Below are 21,141 nucleotides of genomic sequence, written 5' to 3'. Positions count from 1 at the left end.
GCGCCGATGCGCGGGTTTTTTTATGCTCGTTGCAAGGCGAAGTTAACGCAAAAGGATGAATACGATGAGCCAACAAGTCATTATTTTCGATACCACTCTGCGCGATGGTGAACAGGCATTACAGGCCAGCCTGAGTGTAAAAGAAAAACTGCAGATTGCTTTAGCACTGGAACGTATGGGCATTGACGTAATGGAAGTCGGTTTCCCGGTTTCTTCGCCGGGTGATTTTGAATCAGTGCAAACTATCGCACGCACCATTAAAAACAGTCGCGTTTGTGGTCTGGCGCGTTGCGTTGAGAAAGATATTGACGCCGCTTATGAAGCTTTGCGCGTTGCCGAAGCGTTCCGTATTCACACCTTCATCGCCACATCGCCGATGCATATCGCCACCAAGCTGCGCAGCACCTTGCCAGACGTGATTGAGCGTGCGGTACACATGGTGAAACACGCCCGTAATTATACCAACGACGTAGAATTCTCCTGTGAAGACGGTGGCCGCACCCCCATCGATGACCTGTGCCGCATGGTCGAAGCTGCTATCAACGCGGGTGCAACCACCATCAATATTCCTGATACCGTTGGCTATACCTTGCCAAACGAATACGCCAATATCATCAGCCAGCTGGTGAATCGCGTACCGAACATTGATAAAGCTGTGCTGTCGGTTCATACCCATGATGATTTAGGTATGGCGACCGGCAACGCCATTGCCGCTATTCAGGCGGGCGCACGTCAGGTTGAAGGTACGCTGAATGGCCTGGGTGAACGCGCCGGTAACTGTGCGCTGGAAGAGGTGATCATGGCGATTAAAACCCGTCAGCAGATCATGAACGTCCATACCAATATTCATCATCAGGAAATCTACCGCACCAGCCAGATGGTCAGCCAGATCTGCAATATGCCGATTTCGGCCAACAAAGCGGTAGTTGGCTCCAATGCCTTCGCGCACTCGTCGGGCATTCATCAGGATGGCGTGCTGAAAAATCGCGAAAACTACGAAATCCTGACGCCAGAATCGATCGGTCTGCACAAAATCCAGCTGAATCTGACGTCACGTTCAGGCCGTGCGGCTGTGAAACACCGCATGGAAGAGATGGGATATAAAGAAAGCGATTACAACCTGGATAGCCTGTATGACGCGTTTCTGAAGCTGGCAGATAAAAAAGGCCAGGTGTTTGATTACGACCTGGAAGCGCTGGCCTTTATCAACAAACAGAACGAAGAACCGGAGCATTTCCAGCTGAACGATTTCAACGTGCAATCAGGCTCCAGCATTACCGCGACGGCATCCGTTAATCTGGGCTGTGGTGAAGAAAACAAATCAGAAGCCGCGACCGGTAATGGTCCGGTTGACGCGGTTTATCAGGCTATCAACCGTATCACGCAATTTAATGCCGAGCTGGTGAATTACAAGCTGACCGCCAAAGGTCACGGCGAAAACGCGCTGGGCCAGGTAGATATTGTGGTCAGCTATAACGACCGTAAATTTCATGGCGTAGGCCTGGCGACCGATATTGTTGAGTCCTCCGCTAAAGCCATGGTTAACGCTCTGAACAACATCTGGCGAGCCAGACAGGTTGAAAAAGAATTGCAGCGCAAATTTAAAGATCAGAAGGAAACGGTGTAACTATGTCTACGTCTTCACATATCGCAGTTTTACCGGGCGACGGTATTGGTCCAGAAGTTATGGCGCAGGCTATCAAGGTGTTGGATGCGATTCGTCAGCGCTTCGATATGCGTATCACCACCAGTGAATATGATGTTGGCGGTATCGCCATTGATCGTCACGGTGAGCCATTGCCACCCGTAACCGTTGCAGGCTGTGAGCAGGCCGACGCGATCCTGTTTGGTTCGGTCGGCGGCCCGAAATGGGAACATTTGCCGCCTGCTTCTCAACCTGAGCGTGGCGCCCTGCTGCCGCTGCGTAAGCACTTCAAACTGTTCAGCAATCTGCGCCCTGCTGCGCTGTATAACGGTCTGGAAGCGTTTTGCCCGCTGCGTAGCGATATTGCCGCCAAAGGCTTCGATATTCTGTGTGTGCGTGAGTTGACCGGCGGCATCTACTTCGGTCAGCCGAAAGGTCGTGAAGGCAGCGGTCCCCATGAGCGCGCATTTGATACCGAGGTTTATCATCGTTTTGAGATCGAGCGTATTGCACGTATCGCGTTTGAATCGGCGCGTAAGCGTCGCAATAAAGTCACTTCGGTTGATAAAGCCAACGTGCTGCAAACGTCGGTAATGTGGCGTGAAATCGTTAACGAAATTGCTAAAGACTACCCGGATGTCCAGTTAAGTCATATGTACATCGACAACGCCACCATGCAGTTAATCAAAGACCCTTCACAATTTGATGTTCTGCTGTGTTCCAACCTGTTTGGCGATATTCTTTCTGATGAATGTGCCATGATCACCGGCTCAATGGGCATGTTGCCTTCTGCCAGCCTGAATGAAGACGGTTTTGGTTTGTACGAGCCCGCAGGCGGATCGGCACCCGATATTGCCGGTCAGAACATTGCTAATCCGGTTGCGCAGATTCTGTCTCTGTCACTGCTGCTGCGTTATAGCCTGAATGCCGATGACGCCGCCGACAGCATTGAGCGTGCTATCAGCCGTGCCCTGGAAGAGGGTTACCGTACCAAAGACTTAGCCGGTGATGGCCCTGCGATCAGCACAGATGAGATGGGCAGCATCATTGCCCGCTTTATCGCCGAGGAAAAATAAAATAATGAAAACGTTATACCAGAAGTTATTTGATGCACATGTCGTTCACGAAGCCCCCAACGAAACACCATTGCTGTATATCGATCGTCATTTGATTCATGAAGTGACATCACCACAGGCGTTTGACGGCTTGCGTGCGCATGGCCGTAAAGTTCGTCAACCGTCAAAAACCTTCGCGACCATGGATCACAACGTCTCAACCCAGACCAAAGATATTAATGCGTCGGGCGAGATGGCACGTATTCAGATGCAGGAATTGATGAAAAACTGTGCCGAATTTGGCGTGCAGCTGTATGACCTGAATCACCCGTTTCAGGGCATTGTGCACGTTATCGGTCCAGAACAAGGTATGACCTTACCCGGCATGACCATTGTTTGTGGCGACTCGCATACTGCAACACATGGTGCCTTTGGCTCGCTGGCATTTGGTATCGGCACGTCAGAAGTTGAGCACGTTTTTGCCACGCAGACCCTGAAACAAGGTCGCGCCAGAACCATGAAAATTGAAGTATTGGGCGAGGCGGCTACCGGCATCACCGCCAAAGATATTGTGCTGGCGGTAATTGGTAAAACCGGTAGCGCAGGCGGCACCGGGCACGTTGTTGAATTCTGTGGTCCAGCCATTGAAGCGCTGAGCATGGAAGGCCGTATGACTCTGTGCAATATGGCGATTGAAATGGGCGCTAAAGCCGGTCTGGTCGCACCCGACGATACCACCTTTAACTACCTGAAAGGCCGCCAGTTTGCGCCACAGGGCGAGCAGTGGGAGCAAGCGGTTGAATACTGGCGCACGCTGAAGTCAGACGAAGGAGCCGAATTCGATACGGTAGTGACCTTGCATGCGCAAGACATCGCGCCGCAGGTGACCTGGGGAACCAATCCGGGTCAGGTCATTGCCGTTGATGAAGCCATCCCGAATCCGGCTTCATTTGCCGATCCGGTTGAGCGCGCCTCAGCGGAAAAAGCGCTGGCTTACATGAATTTGCAACCCGGCATCAAACTGACCGAGGTCAGCATCGATAAAGTCTTTATTGGCTCCTGTACGAATTCACGTATCGAAGATTTGCGTGCGGCGGCGGCGATTGCCAAAGGTCGCAAAGTCGCGCCCGGTGTGATCGCGATGGTCGTACCTGGCTCCGGTCCGGTAAAAGCGCAGGCGGAAGCGGAAGGTCTGGATAAGATATTTCTGGACGCGGGTTTCGAATGGCGCCTGCCGGGCTGCTCAATGTGTCTGGCAATGAACAATGATCGCCTGAACCCAGGTGAGCGCTGCGCCTCGACCAGCAACCGTAACTTTGAAGGCCGTCAAGGCCGTGGCGGCCGCACCCATCTGGTCAGTCCGGCAATGGCGGCGGCGGCGGCGGTAGCAGGTCATTTTGCTGACATCCGTGAACTGACGACAGGAGCATAAGTCATGGCGAAAAAATTTACCCAACATACCGGGATTGTGGCGCCGCTGGATGCGGCAAACGTCGATACCGATGCCATCATTCCTAAGCAGTTTTTACAAAAAGTCACGCGCACCGGGTTCGGTCAGCACCTGTTCCACGACTGGCGCTTTGAAGACGACGCCGGCACCACCCCAACCCCCAGTTTTGTGCTGAACAAACCGGAATTCAAAGGCGCCAGCATTTTGCTGGCGCGCGAGAATTTTGGTTGTGGATCATCGCGCGAGCATGCTCCCTGGGCGCTGACCGATTTTGGCTTTCATGTCGTTATCGCCCCGAGCTTCGCCGACATCTTTTATGGCAACAGCTTCAACAATCAACTGTTGCCTGTGAAACTGAGCGATAAAGACGTCAATGAGATGTTCGAACGGGTTGCTGCTCAGCCAGGCATCCGTTTCACCGTCGATCTTGAAGCGCAAACGGTTATCGCTGGCGATAAAACCTATCCGTTTGAACTGGATAGTTTCCGTCGTCACTGCATGATTAATGGCCTCGACAGCATTGGCCTGACGCTGCAACACGAAGCGTCAATCTCCGATTACGAGCTCAGCCAACCGGCTTTCCTGCGTTAATTGCTATGGGCGACTTTCGGGTCGCCTTTTTTTTAGCCATTACGAACCCGCGCTGTCAGGGCAAAAGCCGCTATCGCCAGGCCTAACGCCAGCCAGTACACCGCGATGTGGCCCAGGTGTTCGCTTAACGTTCCCTGAATCACCCCCGCCAGGATCATTCCCGTTGAAATCGAATTCGTAAACATCGTGGTGGCCGCCCCAGGCCTTCCCGGCATTAAATCCTGAAACCACAACATACCAATACCGGCGATAATGCCGATAAATACGGCGTTAAATAGTTGCAGGAGCAATAATGCATTACGCGAACTGAACAGCACCAGACCAAGATAGAACACAATACCGGCTGCCAGAGCGATCAATATCAGGTTACGTTTCCCGATGCGCTTCGCACAATAGCCCGCCAGCAGCATCACCGGAATTTCCAGACTTGCCGCCATACCCATTAACAAACCAGCCAGCTTTTCTGGCAATCCCAGCGTGCTGCTGATATACAGCGGCATATCAATGATATACATGGTATTACAGGTCCACATTATCATCGAAGCGATGAACAACATGCGTACATCACGATTACGCCAGCCGCTGATGGGTATGCCACCACTGTGCATCAGCGAATCCGCGCGTGGTACCGATGGCAGCGTAAACCAAATCAGCAGGATACAGATAAAGAACAGCGTCGCCGCCACCATAAACAGCGTGATGAAACCGTAATTAAGCGCTAACGTGAATGACAACGGCGGCCCAATCACCCACGCCAGCGACAGCTGCGCACGCATCACTGAACTGAACATCACTGCTTCGCGTGCTGACTGATCGGCATATTCACGTGCCAGCGCAAAAATTTGCGGTATTGACACGCTGGCCAGTGCTGACAGCAGCACGCCAAGCGTGATCAATGTCAGATAATGACGTGTAAAGGCAAACAAAATGGCATTACACAGCGCCATCAGACAGCAGAACAAAATAATATGACGGCGATCGCCCACACTGTCCGAACGTTTCGCCACCATCATGCTGACCACAATCCCTGCAATCGCGTTGAGGGTAAAAAATAGCCCAACCCAGAAAGGACGCGCCTGCACTTCACGGGTCAAAAACAGACTGAGCGTCGGCGCCTGTAATGCACCCGCCACGCCAATCATGAACGACGTCACCATAAACGCGAGATAAACTGGATTGACGCGCGATTTCATACCGCAATCCCTTTAAAATGAGGAAAAAAGAAGGGTAGACAATAGCGTGCATCCTAAAAAAAGCCAGCGGTGAAAAACCTGCTGGCGGTGTAATTACACCCTACTCAGAATACGATCCCGCATGGCTGCGCGATCATGGCAGAGCGCTATTTATTGCTAAATGCCCCCCGCTCTTCCAATGAGATCAAGTTTGTTTCTAATATGAGGCAGGAAAAACAGAGCGCTTTTTACCGGGAGTTCCTCTTTTATGCCCTCATCGCGCCTTAAGCAGCAATTTATTCGCCTGTGGCAAAGCTGCCAGGGCCAGACGCAAATCACCACGCTGAATGAGCTGGCGGAATTGCTGCACTGTTCACGTCGCCATATGCGTAACTTGCTCAACGCTATGCAAGTCGCCGGTTGGCTGATTTGGCAAGCGGAAGCCGGGCGTGGCAAACGTTCACAGCTAGCGTTTTGCTATACCTGTCTGGCGTTGCAGCAACAGCGGGCCGAAGATTTGCTGGAACAGGATCGCATCGATCAACTTGTTCAGCTGGTTGGCGATAAAGACCAGGTGCGCCAGATGATTAGCGCCTGTCTGGGCCGCAGCTTTCGCCAGGGCAGGCGTATTTTACTATCGCCCGCGGCTCAATTTGCTGCCCGGATCGCCACTGCGTCGCTCCGAAACGCATATAGCACGACAAATTTTCAGTGGATTAACGCGTATAAATGAGGAAAAAGGGGAAGCTGAAGCCAATATTGTGCATCACTGGCAGCGAATCTCATCACTGCACTGGCGTTTTTTCTTACGTCCCGCAATCCGCTTTCATCACGGGCGAGAATTAGAAATGGCCGATGTGATAAGCAGCCTGGAACGGCTGCGTTATCAGCCCCTGTTTTCGCATCTGCAACACATCACTTCTCCCGCCCCCTGGACGCTGGACATTACCTTAAGTCAGCCCGACGACTGGCTGCCGTGGTTACCTGGCAGCGTGAGCGCGATAATCCTGCCGCGTGAATGGCCGGAGCGGCGCGATTTTGCCCGTCACCCCCTTGGCAGCAGGCCTTACAGCGTAGTGCGCAACCAGCAAAGCCAGCTAAAAATCACCGCCTTTGATGATTATTTCGGTTTTCGCGCCTTAATTAATGACGTTTCAATTTGGGTGCTGCCGGATATTAGCGATGAGCTGGTTTACGCCGCCGACGCTGTGATCCTTTCACCCTGGCCGCGAAATGACTAGAATAACGCGTTCTCAACGGGGTGCCGCTTGCGATTGCCGTAAGATGCTGAGATATACCCGTCGAACCTGATTCGGTTAGTACCGACGTAGGGATTTGAGAGGCCAGCCAGCTCAGATCCTTTGCGACTCAACGACCATTCTCCTGAAGGAGCGCAAAGTGTTAAACAAAGTCCTGTCCCTGTTGCTGCTGTTGTCGGCCTCTGCTTTTGCCGCTAAACCGACTTTAACCGTTTACACCTACGATTCGTTCTCCGCTGACTGGGGACCCGGCCCGGCGGTGAAAAAAGCCTTTGAAGCACAATGTCATTGCGAACTGAAATACGTGGCGCTGGAAGATGGCGTATCGCTGCTTAATCGCCTGCGCATGGAAGGTAAAAACAGCAAAGCCGATGTTGTTCTGGGCCTGGATAATAATCTGCTACAGGCCGCGCAGCAGACCGGCTTATTTGCTGCCAGCGACGTAGACACCAGCAAGCTGCAACTGCCTGGCGGCTGGCAGGATAAAACCTTTATCCCCTTCGATTACGGCTACTTTGCCTTCGTCTATGATAAAAACAAACTGAAGAACCCGCCCAAAAGCCTGAAAGAACTGGTTGATAGTCCAGAAAAATGGCGCGTTATTTATGAAGATCCACGCACCAGTACGCCGGGTTTAGGCCTGCTGCTGTGGATGCAAAAAGTGTATGGCGATCAGGCACCCCAGGCATGGCAGAAGCTGGCGCAGAAAACCGTTACCGTTACCAAAGGCTGGAGTGAGGCCTACGGTTTGTTCCTGAAGGGTGAGGGTGATTTGGTGCTCAGCTACACCACATCTCCCGCTTACCACCTTATTGAAGAGAAAAAAGATACCTATGCGGCCGCGCCGTTTGCTGAAGGGCATTACCTGCAGGTTGAAGTCGCCGCGCAACTGGCCAGCAGCAAACAGCCAAAACTGGCGCAGCAGTTTATGCAGTTCATGTTGTCGCCCGCCTTCCAGCACACGATGCCAACCGGCAACTGGATGTATCCGGTTATAAAAACCGATCTGCCGGCAGGTTTCTCGTCGCTGAGCATACCCAATACTGCGCTGCACTATTCTTCACAACAGGTTGCCGCCCACCGCTCAGAATGGATTAATGCATGGCAACGCGCCGTCAGCCGTTAATGCCGCTCTGGCTGATTCCCGGCCTGCTCGCCACGCTGCTGTTAGGCAGTGTGGCGCTGCTGGCCTTTTCTACGCTATGGATGGCCGCGCCAGACACGCCCTGGCACAGCGTATTGCAGGATGAATATCTGCACCACGTTATCGCCTTTTCTTTCGGCCAGGCGCTGCTATCTGCATTGCTGTCGCTGCTGCCTGCGATTGCGCTGGCGCGTGCGCTTTATCGTCGGCGCTTTCCCGGCCGTCAGCTGCTGTTGCGCCTGTGCGCAATGACGCTGGTGCTGCCCGTGTTGGTGGCCGTATTTGGCCTGCTCACGGTTTATGGTCGCGTCGGCTGGCTGGCGCAGATCTGCCAGTTTTTTGGCATCCGTTATGGCTTTTCGCCGTATGGGCTGCAAGGCATTTTGCTGGCACACGTTTTTTTTAATTTACCGCTGGCGACGCGTTTGATGTTACAGGCGCTGGAAAGTATTCCGGCTGAACAGCGCCAACTGGCCGCGCAACTCAACCTGCGCGGCTGGCACCATTTTCGCCTGCTGGAATGGCCATGGCTACGCCGACAGGTGCTGCCCACCGGCGCGCTGATATTTATGCTGTGCTTTGCCAGTTTCGCCACCGTGTTATCGCTGGGCGGCGGGCCACAGGCAACCACTATCGAACTTGCCATTTTTCAGGCGCTGAGCTACGACTACGATCCCGGCCGGGCGGCGCTGCTGGCGCTCATTCAGCTAATCTGTTGCCTGACGCTGGTGCTGCTTAGCCAGCGTTTCAGTAAGGCGATCCCGGCAGGGAGCAGCCAGTTGCGCGGCTGGCGCGATCCACAGGATTCGTATTTTGCTCGCCTCAGTGATGTGTTGTTGATTGCCCTGGCGTTGCTGCTGCTGCTCCCCCCGCTGCTGGCGGTGATTGTGGATGGCCTGCACGGTGGGTTACGCGGCGCGCTGGTCCAACCCGCGCTGTGGCAAGCCACGTTGACTTCGTTGCGGATTGCATCCGGCGCGGGTCTGCTATGCGTGCTGCTCACCATGATGCTGCTGTGGAGCAGCCGGGAACTGCGTTTGCGCCAGCGCAACGTCGCGGCGCAAATCATGGATACCAGCGGTATGCTGATCCTGGCGATGCCCGGTATCGTGCTGGCAACAGGCTTCTTTCTGCTATTTAATGCCACCATCGGTTTGCCCACTTCTGCTGACGGTTTGGTCATCTTCGCCAATGCACTGATCGCTATCCCTTACGCTTTAAAGGTGCTGGAAAATCCTATGCGCGACATGGCTGAGCGTTATGCAAATCTGTGTGGATCGCTCGGCATCAGCGGCTGGAACCGGCTGCGGCTCATTGAGCTGCGCGCGCTGAAACGCCCGTTAGCGCAGGCGCTGGCCTTTGCCTGCGTGTTGTCGATGGGTGATTTTGGCGTGGTGGCGTTATTTGGCAATGCGGATTTCCGCACCTTACCGTTCTATCTTTATCAACAGATCGGTTCCTATCGCGGCGCAGACGGTGCGGTTACCGCCCTGTTGTTACTTGTGCTCTGTTTGTTACTGTTTACCCTGATGGAAAAATTACCGGGCCGCCATGCTGACTCTGAATAACCTTACCTATCTTTATCAGCATTTACCGATGCGCTTCAGCCTGAGCGCGCAACGTGGCGAGCGGCTGGCAATCCTTGGCCCTAGCGGCGCGGGCAAAAGCACGCTGCTGAGCCTGATTGCGGGTTTTCTGCCCGTCAGCCAGGGAAGCCTGCACATTGACGGACACGATCATACCCAAAGCGTACCGGCGAAGCGCCCGGTTTCGATGCTGTTTCAGGAGAATAACCTCTTCCCGCACCTCAACGTACAGCAGAATATGGCGCTGGGATTACATCCCGGTCTCAGGCTGAACCCCACCCAACAGCAGCAGCTTGCAGAGATTGCTGAGCAGGTGGGATTGCGTGATCTGCTGACGCGTTTACCGGGCCAGCTATCAGGCGGACAACGTCAGCGTGTCGCGCTGGCTCGCTGTCTGTTACGCGATCGGCCAGTGCTGCTGCTGGATGAACCCTTTTCAGCCCTGGATCCGGCGTTACGGGGAGAAATGCTACAGCTGGTGCGTTCAGTGTGCATGGCGCGCAACATCACTTTACTGATGGTGTCGCATAGCCTGGAGGATGCGCAGCAAATTGCGCCACGTAGCGTCGTGATTGTGGATGGTCGGGTTTACTGGGATGGCGCAACCGAACAGCTACTGTCGGGCGACACGCGGGAAGCCGATGTGCTCGGCATCCCGCGCCGTTAATTAAAGAATACCTGCCACAGCAGATGACGGAATACTGGCATCATCGGATGGAACTGAATCGCTACCAATGCGCCAGCGGCCACGATAAGCCCGAGCGGCGTCAGCCAGCGCAGACGTTGCAGCGGCAGATACGCGGTTACCCAGTCCTGACTTTTCCCGCTGCGCCACCAGCGCCAGCATAGCCAAATGCCCAGCCAAACCAGAATTGCAACCAGCAACAGCAGCCAGCGAAAGCTTCCCTCCTGCGCGGCTTTTGGCACATCAATTGCCACTCCCGCCAGAATGCCCGGCAGCAGATAGAGCGGCGGCCACAAAATACAGCCGATTAGATTCGGCAGCAGGAACTTACGCACCGGCAATTCCAGCATACCCGCCGCTAGTGGGATCAGCGGACGCGTTGGCCCGACAAAACGTCCCACAAGAATGGTAAACATGCTGTGCTGATGCAGCGCGTGCTCGGTTTTATCCAGTAATCCTTTATATTTTTGTAAGTATTTCCAGCGATGCAGCGGCCCCTGAAATTTCCAGCCAATGCCATAGGAAACCCAGTCGCCAATTAAACAACCGACGAAACCCGCCGCCCAGGCTGGGTATAACCCTATTTGTCCGCTACCCACCAGCGCGCCGAGACTGGCCATCAAAACCGTCCCCGGCAGCAATAATCCCACCAGCGCCAGCGATTCAAGAAATGTCACCAGTGCAACGGCAAACAACGCCCACTCCAGCGACTGCGTAAACAGGTGTTGAACCCAGGCTTCCATAACCTTCCTTAAAAAAAGCACAAGACTGGATTGTCCTGAGCCTGGGGTACAGCGTCAAGGCAAGAATTGTACGCTGATATTGATAAACCACAGCGGCGAGTGCTGTATAAATATCCATGTTATACTTCGCTCACGTTTGTTTCTGAAGCCGGCTCGTCTGGAGATAGTGTGAATACGCCCCGCGCAGGTTTCCTGCTCACTCGCCACTGGCGCGACAGCGCACAAGGCACCGAAATCGTCTTCTGGCTGGCCACCGACGAGGGTCCGCAGCGCGTGGTGCTGCCGGTACAAGAATCGGTGGCGTTCATTCCCTGCGAATTTCAAACGCAGGTTGAAGCGCTGCTGCAAAATGAACGAGAAGTACGCCTTCAGCCTTTGCAGCTAAAAGATTTTCGCCGCCGCCCGGTATTGGGGCTTTATTGTCAACAGAACCGACAGCTGCAATGGATTGAAAAGAAACTGCGTGAGCACGGCATTCCGGTCTACGAAGCGGACATCCGTCCACCCGAGCGCTTTTTAATGGAGCGCTTTATCACGGCGCCAGTGTGGTTCAGCGGCGACACGCAAGGCGCAAGCGTGATGAACACGCGTCTGAAACCTCATCCTGATTACCGTCCGCCATTGAAATGGGTATCGCTGGATATTGAAACCACTCAGCACGGCGAGCTGTATTGCATTGGGCTGGAAGGCTGCGGTCAGCGTCAGGTTTATATGCTCGGTCCGCCTAACGGCGATGCCAGCCAGCTTGATTTCGACCTGATCTATCTCGCCAGTCGCCCGCAGCTGCTGGAAGCGCTCAACAACTGGTTTGCTCAATACGATCCTGATGTGATTATCGGCTGGAACGTGGTGCAGTTTGACTTGCGCGTATTACAGAAACACGCCGAGCGCTACAAAGTGCCGTTACGTCTGGGGCGTCAGCAAACGCCGCTGGAGTGGCGTGAACACGGGTTTAAGCCGGGGATATTCTTCGCGCAGGCTACCGGACGCTTGATCATCGACGGCATTGATGCACTAAAATCCGCCTTCTGGACTTTCCCTTCGTTTAGCCTGGAGTCGGTATCGCAACAGCTATTGGGTGAAGGCAAAGCCATCGATAATCCGTGGCAGCGCATGGAAGAGATCAACTGGCGCTTTGCCAATGATAAACCCGCGCTGGCGCGCTATAACCTGAAAGACTGCGAACTGGTGACGCGTATTTTCCACAAAACGGACATTATGCCGTTCCTGCTGGAACGCGCGGCGGTTAATGGTCTGGCGGTGGATCGTCATGGCGGTTCGGTAGCCGCCTTCAGCCATCTTTATATTCCACGTATGCATCGCGCCGGTTTTGTCGCGCCTAATCTGGGCGACGTGCTGCCGGAAGCCAGCCCTGGCGGCTACGTGATGGATTCGCGCCCCGGTTTATATGATTCGGTGCTGGTGCTTGACTATAAAAGCCTTTATCCCTCGATCATCCGTACCTTCCTGATTGATCCGGTAGGATTGATCGAAGGATTAGCGCATCCTGATAATGCCGATTCCGTGGCAGGGTTCCGCGAAGCACGCTTCTCACGCCAGACGCATTGTTTACCCGCTATTGTTGAGCAGATCTGGCAGGGTCGCGAGGCCGCTAAACAACAGGGCAATAAACCGCTGTCACAGGCGCTGAAAATTATCATGAACGCCTTTTATGGCGTGTTAGGCACCAGCGCCTGCCGCTTTTTCGATCCTCGCCTGGCGTCGTCAATCACCCTGCGCGGGCACGCTATCATGCAGCAAACGCGCGAATTAATTGAGGCGGAAGGCTTTGATGTGATCTACGGCGATACCGATTCGACCTTCGTCTGGCTAAAATCAGCGCACAGCGAAGAGGACGCCGCAGCCATTGGTCATCGGCTGGCAGACAAAGTCACTCTTTGGTGGCGCGAACATCTACTCAATGAGTACGGGCTCCAGAGTGCGCTGGAGCTGGAATATGAAAATCATTTCTGCCGCTTTCTGATGCCCACTATTCGTGGTGCCGAGCAAGGCAGCAAAAAACGCTACGCCGGATTAATCTGTGACGAGAACGGCGAACGTATGGTCTTTAAAGGGCTGGAGTCGGTGCGAACCGACTGGACGCCGCTGGCGCAGCAGTTTCAGCAAGCGCTATACAGTCGCATTTTCCATCGCCAACCGTGGCAGAATTACGTCCGCGAAACCGTGGCAAAGCTACTGGCTGGCGAACTGGACGATCAGCTGATTTATAAAAAACGCCTGCGTCGCCCGTTAAAAGAGTATGAACGTAACGTGCCGCCACACGTGCGAGCGGCCCGCATTGCCGATGAAGAAAATCGCAAGCTGGGCCGGCCTTTGCAGTATCAAAAGGGTGGACGCATTCGTTACGTCATGGCAACGGCCGGGCCAGAGCCGCTGGAAGCGCGCAGCACGCCGCTCGACTACGATCATTACGTTAGTAAGCAGTTACAACCGGTTGCTGATGGCATTTTGCCTTTTGTCGAGGGTGACTTTGCTACACTTATTACCGGTCAGTTGGGGCTTTTTTGACAGGTGACGAATGCCCTGCCATCCAGTACCATAACGCCCTTCCCAAAACTCACCGCTCTGACACGTTCACCAGACCTTACCGTTTGGTTGACAAGCTATTGCCTGAGTGGGGGGAACACCTTTAAAAACGTTAAAAATTCGAGCTAAAAATATATGGTTTTTACATTAGGTCAGCGCTGGATCAGTGATACGGAAAGTGAACTGGGGTTGGGAACCGTCGTTGCGATTGATACACGTATGATCACGCTGCTGTTCCCGGCCACAGGCGAAAACCGCCTCTATGCCCGCAATGATTCGCCCATTACCCGTGTCATTTTTAATCCAGGTGATACCGTTACCAGCCACGAAGGCTGGCAGATGCGGGTCGATGAAGTTCGCAATGAAAATGACCTGATGACCTATATCGGCACGCGCCTTGATATCGAAGAGGACGGCGCGACGCTGCGCGAAGTGTTGCTCGACAGCAAACTGGTGTTCAGCAAACCCCAGGATCGCCTGTTCGCCGGACAACTTGACCGTATGGATCGTTTTGCTCTGCGCTTCCGCGCACGTAAATATCAAAGCGAACAGTATCGTTTGCCAACGAGCGGGCTGCGCGGCATGCGAACTAACCTGATCCCGCATCAGCTGCATATCGCCCATGATGTCGGTCGTCGTCATGCGCCTCGCGTGCTGCTGGCCGATGAAGTCGGTCTGGGTAAAACCATTGAAGCCGGGATGATTATTCAGCAGCAGTTGCTGGCCGGTCGTGCCGAACGTGTGTTGATCGTAGTCCCGGAGACGCTGCAGCATCAATGGCTGGTCGAGATGCTGCGCCGCTTTAACCTGCGTTTTGCGCTGTTTGATGACGATCGCTACAGCGAAGCGCAACACGACAGCGATAACGCCTTTGATACCGAGCAGCTCATTATCTGCTCGCTGGATTTTGTGCGCCGTAATAAGCAGCGTCTTGAACTGCTGGCCGATGCCGACTGGGATCTGCTGGTGGTAGATGAAGCGCACCATCTGGCATGGCGCGAAGGCGAGCCGAGCCGTGAATATCAGGTGATTGAACAGCTGGCAGAAAAAACGCCTGGCGTGCTGCTGTTGACCGCAACACCAGAACAGTTGGGCATGGAGAGCCACTTTGCGCGCCTGCGCTTGCTCGACCCCGATCGTTTCCACGACTTCGCCCAGTTTGTTGAAGAGCAGCAGCATTTCCGCCCGGTCGCCGATGCGGTCGCCTCGCTGCTGGCCGATCAGGCCATTTCGCAACAGCAGATGAATATCATCAACGAACTGATCGGCGAGCAGGATATAGAGCCGCTGCTACAGGTGGCAAACAGCGATCGCGACGGTAAGCAGGAAGCCCGCAAAGAGCTGATTTCAATGTTGATGGATCGCCACGGCACCAGCCGCGTACTGTTCCGTAACACGCGTAACGGTGTGAAAGGCTTCCCCAAACGCGAGCTGCATCAGATTCGCCTGCCGCTGCCGGCGCAGTATCAAACGGCGATCAAAGTTTCCAGCATCATGGGCACGCGAAAAAGTGCCGAGGAACGCGCCCGCGATTTGCTCTATCCAGAACAGATTTATCAGGAGTTCGAAGGCGATAGCGGCACCTGGTGGAATTTCGATCCGCGCGTGGAGTGGCTATTGGGTTATCTCACCAGCAACCGCAAAGAAAAGGTGCTGGTGATCTGCGCCAAAGCTGCCACCGCGCTGCAACTTGAGCAGGTGCTGCGCGAGCGTGAAGGTATCCGCGCCGCCGTATTTCATGAAGGCTTATCGATCATTGAGCGCGATCGGGCTGCCGCGTGGTTTGCGTCCGAAGAGAATGGCGCACAGGTGCTGCTGTGTTCAGAAATCGGTTCTGAAGGGCGTAATTTCCAGTTTGCCAGCCGCCTGGTGATGTTTGATTTGCCCGCGAACCCAGACTTGCTGGAACAGCGTATCGGTCGCCTGGATCGTATCGGTCAGATGCATGACATTCAGATTCTGGTGCCATGGCTGGAAAAAACCGCTCAGGCGGTGTTGTTGCGCTGGTATCACGAAGGACTGGATGCGTTTGAGCACACTTGTCCAACCGGCCGTACCGTTTACGATAGCGTGCATTCGCAGCTGATTAACTACCTTGCCGCACCGGAAAATAATGAAGGCTTTGACGCGTTTATTGTTGAATGCCGCAAGCAGCATGAAGCGTTGAAATCGCAGCTGGAACAGGGGCGTGACCGGTTACTGGAGCTGAACTCCAACGGCGGCGAAACAGCCCAGGCGCTGGCTAACGCCATCGCCGAACAGGACAATGATACCGATCTGGTGAATTTTGCCCTCAACCTGTTTGATATTGTGGGGATTAATCAGGAAGATCGCAGCGATAATCTGATCGTGCTGACGCCATCCGATCATATGCTGGTGCCGGATTTTCCTGGCCTGCCAGAAGATGGCTGCACCATCACCTTTAACCGCGCCCAGGCATTATCCCGCGAAGATACGCAGTTTATTACCTGGGAACATCCGTTGATTCGCAACGGCCTCGATTTGATTCTTTCTGGTGATACTGGCAGCTGCGCGCTGTCGTTGCTGAAGAACAAAGCGCTGCCAGTCGGCACGTTGCTGGTTGAGATGATCTATGTGGTTGAAGCCCAGGCCCCGAAAAACTTGCAGCTAACGCGATTCCTGCCCCCTACGCCCATTCGTTTGTTGCTGGATCGTAACGGTACTAATTTGGCGGCCAAAGTGGAATTCGAAAGCTTTAACCGCCAGTTGAATGCGGTTAACCGGCATACAGCCAGCAAGCTGGTGAATGCGGTGCAGCAGGATGTGCATGCCATTCTGACGCAGGCTGAAGATAGCGTAGCGAGCGAAGCACGCGCGGTGATTGATATTGCCCGTCGTGAAGCCGACGAAAAACTGGGCGCTGAATTGTCGCGTCTCCAGGCGCTGAAGGCCGTCAATCCGACGATTCGTGAAGACGAAATTGAAGCGCTGGAAAGCAATCGCCAACAGGTACTGGAGCACCTCGACCAGGCCAACTGGCGGCTTGATGCGCTACGTTTGATTGTCGTCACCCACCAATAAAATTCAGGGGTCTGGCGGCCCCGTTTTTTGGAATACAGCATGGAACCTTACAATCCGCCGCTTGAACCCTGGTTGCACATCCTTTATCAGGATGATCACATCATGGTGGTGAACAAGCCCAGCGGCCTGCTTTCTGTTCCGGGTCGGCTGGAAGAGCATAAAGACAGCGTGATGACGCGCATTCAGCGCGATTTCCCGCAGGCGGAATCAGTGCATCGTCTTGATATGGCCACCAGCGGCGTCATCGTGGTGGCGCTGACTAAATCAGCAGAACGCGAGCTTAAGCGTCAGTTTCGCGAGCGCGAACCCTCAAAAACTTATGTGGCCTGCGTTTGGGGCCATCCGACTGTAGAGAAAGGACAGATAGATTTACCACTGATTTGCGACTGGCCGAATCGGCCAAAACAAAAGGTCTGTTTTGAGAGCGGAAAAGCAGCGCAAACGGAATATCAGGTGATGGAGTATTTGGCGAATAACTGCGCACGCGTATCGTTGAAGCCGATTACCGGACGCTCGCACCAGCTGCGTGTGCATATGCTGGCGCTGGGACATCCGATATTAGGCGATAACTTTTATGCGCACCCGGAAGCCAAAGCGATGGCAGCGAGACTGCTGCTGCATGCAGAGACGCTGACCATCATCCATCCAAAGTTTGGTAATGCGATGACGTTTCGTCAGCCCGCAGATTTTTAACCGGTACGGGACAGCGCCTGGCTCGCCAGAGCAGATTTCCTGCGGCATATTTTAGATAGAGGATTATCAGGCGTAAGCGTTGCAAGCCGTTCAGGTGGCGACCCACGCCCCGCTTGCGGGGCACAGGGCCGTGAGGCAGGCGAGGCGCTGAATTATTTGAATCCTTTCTCTTTTCTGATGAGATCGTAAGCCGCCTGGATTTCCTGCGTTTTCTGCTTCGCCATCTCCATCATCTCTGGCGGCAAGCCTTTCGCGACCAGCTTATCGGGATGATGTTCGCTCATCAGCTTGCGGTAGGCGCGTTTAATGACGGTAATATCATCGCTGCTTTTTACCCCTAGCACACTGCAGGCATCTTCCAGCGTGGGACCGCCTGGCTTCTGCTGGAAACCGCCATACGAAGAACTCTGCCGCCCGCCAAACTGCTGACCGCCTTCCATCATACGCAGAAACTGATCGAATTGCGTGCGCGAAATCCCTAACTCTTCTGCAATCACATACAGAACCTGGCGTTCGTTAGGATGCAGCGAACCATCGGCAAACGCCGCCTGAATCTGAATTTCCAGAAACATCCGAATCAGGTCAAAACGGCCAAAGCAGACGCTACGAAACTCACGCAATTTGCTACGCAGCGGATAGTCGCCCTGCTTGCCTTCCCGGAAGGCGCGTTGCGCCGCGGTGCGTGATTCACCGTGTAGCTGCATACGCTCCATTAATAAAGAAGCAATCTGAATATCTGCTTCGGTGACGCGCCCTTTTGACTTAGTCAAATGGCCCATCACCTGAAAAGTGGTGCTGAAAAACAGCGTCTGGCGCGTCTGATTATTTGAGAAGTAAGCCTTGCCCTGCGCGCCGCGAACTTTGTCAATCATGTGACCAATGATCAAACCGATCACTACTCCCCAAAAGCCTGCACCGGAAATCAATCCCAATAGCAGACCTACAACTTTTCCCCAGTAGCGCATAAACTCCTCAATTCGCCATGCTTGCGGCTGAAAATTGCATTATCATACCTGTCATTTATCTCAGCGCCTAACGGCAACGCGGACAGACACGGATTAACACTGGCGCAACGCCGGGCAGTAAGTTAGTCTCTGACCGGATTGTCGGCATGATGCCAGTTTTCATGGAATTCTCGATACCGCGTATGAAAAAACGTATACCTACTCTGCTGGCCACCCTGATTGGTGCCGCCCTTACCAGTCAGCATGCTCTCGCCGACGATTTGATGTCGCAGTGTATGTTAGGCGTGCCGAGCTATAACCGTCCGCTGGTGAACGGCACCACCAATGAGCTGCCCGTAACCATTCACTCGGAATCTGCCAAAGGTAATTATCCTGATGACGCGGTATTTACCGGTAATGTGAACATCGAACAGGGCAATAGCCGCCTGCAATCAGATGAAGTGCAGCTTCATCAACGTCAGCAGGAAGGGCAAACCATGCCGGTACGTACCGTTGATGCCCTCGGTAATGTGCACTATGACGACAATCAGGTCATCCTGAAAGGTCCGAAAGCCTGGTCAAATCTGAACAGTAAAGACACCAATGTCTGGAATGGTGACTACCAGATGGTGGGGCGCCAGGGGCGCGGCACCGCCGATCAGATGAAACTGCGCGGCAACAACCGCTATACCATTCTGGAGAATGGCAGCTTTACTTCATGTCTGCCCGGCTATAACAGCTGGAGCGTGGTCGGCTCTGAAGTGATTCAGGACCGTGAAGAGGAAGTGGCTGAAATCTGGAACGCCCGCTTCAAGATTGGGTCAGTGCCGATCTTCTATAGCCCTTACCTGCAACTACCGATTGGCGATCGTCGCCGCTCTGGCTTCTTGATCCCTAACGCAAAATACGGCAGCAGCAAAGGCTTTGAGTTCATTCTGCCGTATTACTGGAACATTGCGCCACAGGCTGATGCCACAATTACGCCGCACTACATGAGCAAACGCGGCTTGCAGTTACAGAATGAATTCCGCTATTTGACTAAAGCTGGCGCGGGTCTGGTCGAGTTTGATTATCTGGCCTCTGACGATCAGTACGACAAAGACAAAGCGGTGCGTGGTATCGCGCAGGATGACAACTCAGATCGTTGGTTATTCTACTGGCGTCATGCCGGTATTTACGATCAACACTGGCGTTTCAACGCCGATTACACCAAAGTCAGCGACAAATATTACTTCAACGATCTCGACTCGGATTACTACAGCTCAACCGACGGTTACGCCACGCAAAAATTCAGCGTAGGCTACGCTGATACCAACTGGGATGCCACGCTTTCGAGTAAAGATTTCCAGGTATTTGGTAACACCAGCAACAGCAATGTGTATCGTGCTTTGCCGCAGCTAGATCTGAATTTCTATCAGAATGATATGGGGCCATTTGACGGGCGCGTTTATGCACAGGCGGTGAAATTCACCAACGTCAGTCATCACTACCCTGAAGCCACCCGTTTGCATGTCGAGCCTACGCTGGATCTGCCGCTCTCAAACGGCTGGGCCAGTCTTGATACTGAAGCGAAGTTCCTGGCAACGCATTACGAACAAGAGAACGTTGATTACTACAATAATAATATTGCGGGACAGTCAGGCAGCATGAGCGGCCAGCTGAAAAATTCCGTCAACCGCACCCTGCCGCAGTTCAAAATTGATGGGCGCATGGTGTTTGACCGCAATATGGACTGGGCGGAAGGCTACACGCAGACGCTGGAACCGCGCGTTCAATACCTTTATATCCCCTATCGCAACCAAAGCAACATCTACCCATACGACTCCACGCTGCTGCAAACTGACTATACCGGTTTGTTCCGCGACCGTACTTATAGCGGCCTGGATCGCATCGCATCGGCGAATGAAGTCGCAACCGGCGTGACGACGCGTATTTATGATAACGATCTGGTTGAACGTTTTAACGTTTCTGTTGGTCAAATCTACTCGTTTACCCCTTCGCGCACTGGAGTGAATGAATCCAGTGACCAGGATGACACCGGCAGCCTGATCTGGGCAGGTGATACATACTGGAAAATTAGCGATCGTTGGGGCGTTCGGGGCGGCATGCAGTATGACACCAAGCTGGATAACGTCTCTCAGGGAAATGCAGTGCTGGAGTACCGTCGCGACGCCGATCGTATGGTGCAGCTGAGCTATCGCTACAGCAGCCCTGAATACGTCGCCACTGCCCTGAATAATGCAGGTTTGGTAGATAACCCGATTTATAAAAACGGGATTTCTCAGGTCGGTGCGACCGGCAGCTGGCCGATTGCGGATGCCTGGTCTGTGGTAGGCGCTTACTACTACGACACGCGCAACAACAGACCGGCATCGCAGCTGATTGGTCTGCAATACAGCTCATGCTGTTACGCTATTCGTCTGGGTTACGAGCGCAAAATCAACGGCTGGGAAAATAACGACAGCGAGTACGACAACCAAATCTCATTCAACATCGAGCTGCGTGGTCTGAGTTCCAACTATGGCTTAGGGACTGACCAGATGCTGCATCAGGGGATTATCCCTTACCAGCGCGCTTTCTGATGT

The 21,141-nt window shown here is 53.8% G+C and carries 14 protein-coding genes, 1 pseudogene and 1 riboswitch; of the genes and pseudogenes, 12 read left to right on the top strand and 3 right to left on the bottom strand.

Annotated features, from left to right (window positions below):
* Positions 1–64: 64 nt before the first annotated feature.
* The 4 genes from leuA to leuD are packed head-to-tail and all read left to right on the top strand — an operon-like array spanning position 65 to position 4,741.
* Entirely contained in the window at positions 65–1,627 is a 1,563-nt protein-coding gene (leuA, locus tag QRY16_RS11315; protein WP_289776637.1) for a 2-isopropylmalate synthase, read from the top strand.
* Between the two features lie 2 nt (positions 1,628–1,629).
* A complete protein-coding gene (gene leuB / locus QRY16_RS11310; protein WP_289776636.1) occupies positions 1,630–2,721 on the top strand; it encodes a 3-isopropylmalate dehydrogenase in 1,092 nt (363 codons plus the stop codon).
* Between the two features lie 4 nt (positions 2,722–2,725).
* A complete protein-coding gene (gene leuC / locus QRY16_RS11305; protein WP_193403822.1) occupies positions 2,726–4,132 on the top strand; it encodes a 3-isopropylmalate dehydratase large subunit in 1,407 nt (468 codons plus the stop codon).
* 3 nt (positions 4,133–4,135) lie between these two features.
* Entirely contained in the window at positions 4,136–4,741 is a 606-nt protein-coding gene (gene leuD, locus QRY16_RS11300; RefSeq protein WP_193403823.1) for a 3-isopropylmalate dehydratase small subunit, read from the top strand.
* Between the two features lie 32 nt (positions 4,742–4,773).
* Here leuD and QRY16_RS11295 read toward each other — a convergent pair whose 3' ends face one another.
* The gene (locus QRY16_RS11295) at positions 4,774–5,934 is read right to left on the bottom strand and encodes an MFS transporter (RefSeq protein ID WP_193403824.1); all 1,161 of its coding nucleotides are present in this window, start codon (positions 5,932–5,934) and stop codon (positions 4,774–4,776) included.
* Positions 5,935–6,181: 247 nt separating this feature from the next.
* Here QRY16_RS11295 and sgrR point away from each other — a divergent pair.
* The 4 genes and pseudogenes from sgrR to thiQ all read left to right on the top strand — a co-directional run.
* A pseudogene (gene sgrR / locus QRY16_RS11290) lies at positions 6,182–7,103 on the top strand (HTH-type transcriptional regulator SgrR); the annotation flags it as partial.
* A 57-nt stretch (positions 7,104–7,160) separates the two neighbouring features.
* A riboswitch (TPP riboswitch) is annotated at positions 7,161–7,265 on the top strand.
* A gap of 46 nt (positions 7,266–7,311) precedes the next feature.
* Positions 7,312–8,298: a thiamine ABC transporter substrate binding subunit gene (gene thiB, locus QRY16_RS11285; protein ID WP_289776635.1), complete on the top strand. Its 987-nt coding sequence runs from the start codon at positions 7,312–7,314 to the stop codon at positions 8,296–8,298.
* Positions 8,274–9,884, top strand: a complete 1,611-nt coding sequence (thiP, locus tag QRY16_RS11280; protein WP_193403826.1) for a thiamine/thiamine pyrophosphate ABC transporter permease ThiP — start codon at positions 8,274–8,276, stop codon at positions 9,882–9,884. Before thiB ends, thiP begins: the two co-directional genes overlap by 25 nt.
* Entirely contained in the window at positions 9,868–10,569 is a 702-nt protein-coding gene (gene thiQ, locus QRY16_RS11275; protein WP_289776634.1) for a thiamine ABC transporter ATP-binding protein ThiQ, read from the top strand. Before thiP ends, thiQ begins: the two co-directional genes overlap by 17 nt.
* Here the strand turns inward: thiQ and QRY16_RS11270 are convergent.
* Positions 10,566–11,330, bottom strand: coding sequence for a DedA family protein (locus tag QRY16_RS11270; RefSeq protein ID WP_193403828.1), 765 nt, complete (start codon positions 11,328–11,330; stop codon positions 10,566–10,568). The genes thiQ and QRY16_RS11270 overlap by 4 nt on opposite strands.
* A gap of 168 nt (positions 11,331–11,498) precedes the next feature.
* Here QRY16_RS11270 and polB point away from each other — a divergent pair, with 168 nt between their 5' ends.
* The 3 genes from polB (at position 11,499) to rluA (ending at position 17,612) form a co-directional block, all read left to right on the top strand.
* The gene (gene polB / locus QRY16_RS11265) at positions 11,499–13,859 is read left to right on the top strand and encodes a DNA polymerase II (RefSeq protein WP_289776633.1); all 2,361 of its coding nucleotides are present in this window, start codon (positions 11,499–11,501) and stop codon (positions 13,857–13,859) included.
* Positions 13,860–14,012: 153 nt separating this feature from the next.
* Complete coding sequence (rapA, locus tag QRY16_RS11260; protein WP_193403830.1) at positions 14,013–16,919, top strand: RNA polymerase-associated protein RapA; 2,907 nt, start codon at positions 14,013–14,015, stop codon at positions 16,917–16,919.
* Positions 16,920–16,958: 39 nt separating this feature from the next.
* Positions 16,959–17,612, top strand: a complete 654-nt coding sequence (rluA, locus tag QRY16_RS11255) for a bifunctional tRNA pseudouridine(32) synthase/23S rRNA pseudouridine(746) synthase RluA (RefSeq protein WP_193403831.1) — start codon at positions 16,959–16,961, stop codon at positions 17,610–17,612.
* A gap of 152 nt (positions 17,613–17,764) precedes the next feature.
* Here the strand turns inward: rluA and djlA are convergent, their stop codons facing one another.
* Complete coding sequence (gene djlA / locus QRY16_RS11250; protein ID WP_289776632.1) at positions 17,765–18,577, bottom strand: co-chaperone DjlA; 813 nt, start codon at positions 18,575–18,577, stop codon at positions 17,765–17,767.
* 146 nt (positions 18,578–18,723) lie between these two features.
* Here djlA and lptD point away from each other — a divergent pair, with 146 nt between their 5' ends.
* Positions 18,724–21,138: an LPS assembly protein LptD gene (gene lptD, locus QRY16_RS11245; RefSeq protein ID WP_289776631.1), complete on the top strand. Its 2,415-nt coding sequence runs from the start codon at positions 18,724–18,726 to the stop codon at positions 21,136–21,138.
* Positions 21,139–21,141: the final 3 nt, after the last annotated feature.

Source organism: Mixta mediterraneensis, from assembly GCF_030283135.1.
In the GTDB taxonomy this organism is placed as follows: Bacteria; Pseudomonadota; Gammaproteobacteria; order Enterobacterales; family Enterobacteriaceae; genus Pantoea; species Pantoea mediterraneensis.
The sequence above is the reverse complement of the archived record's forward strand: the minus strand, read 5'-3'. Positions and strand labels throughout refer to the sequence as shown.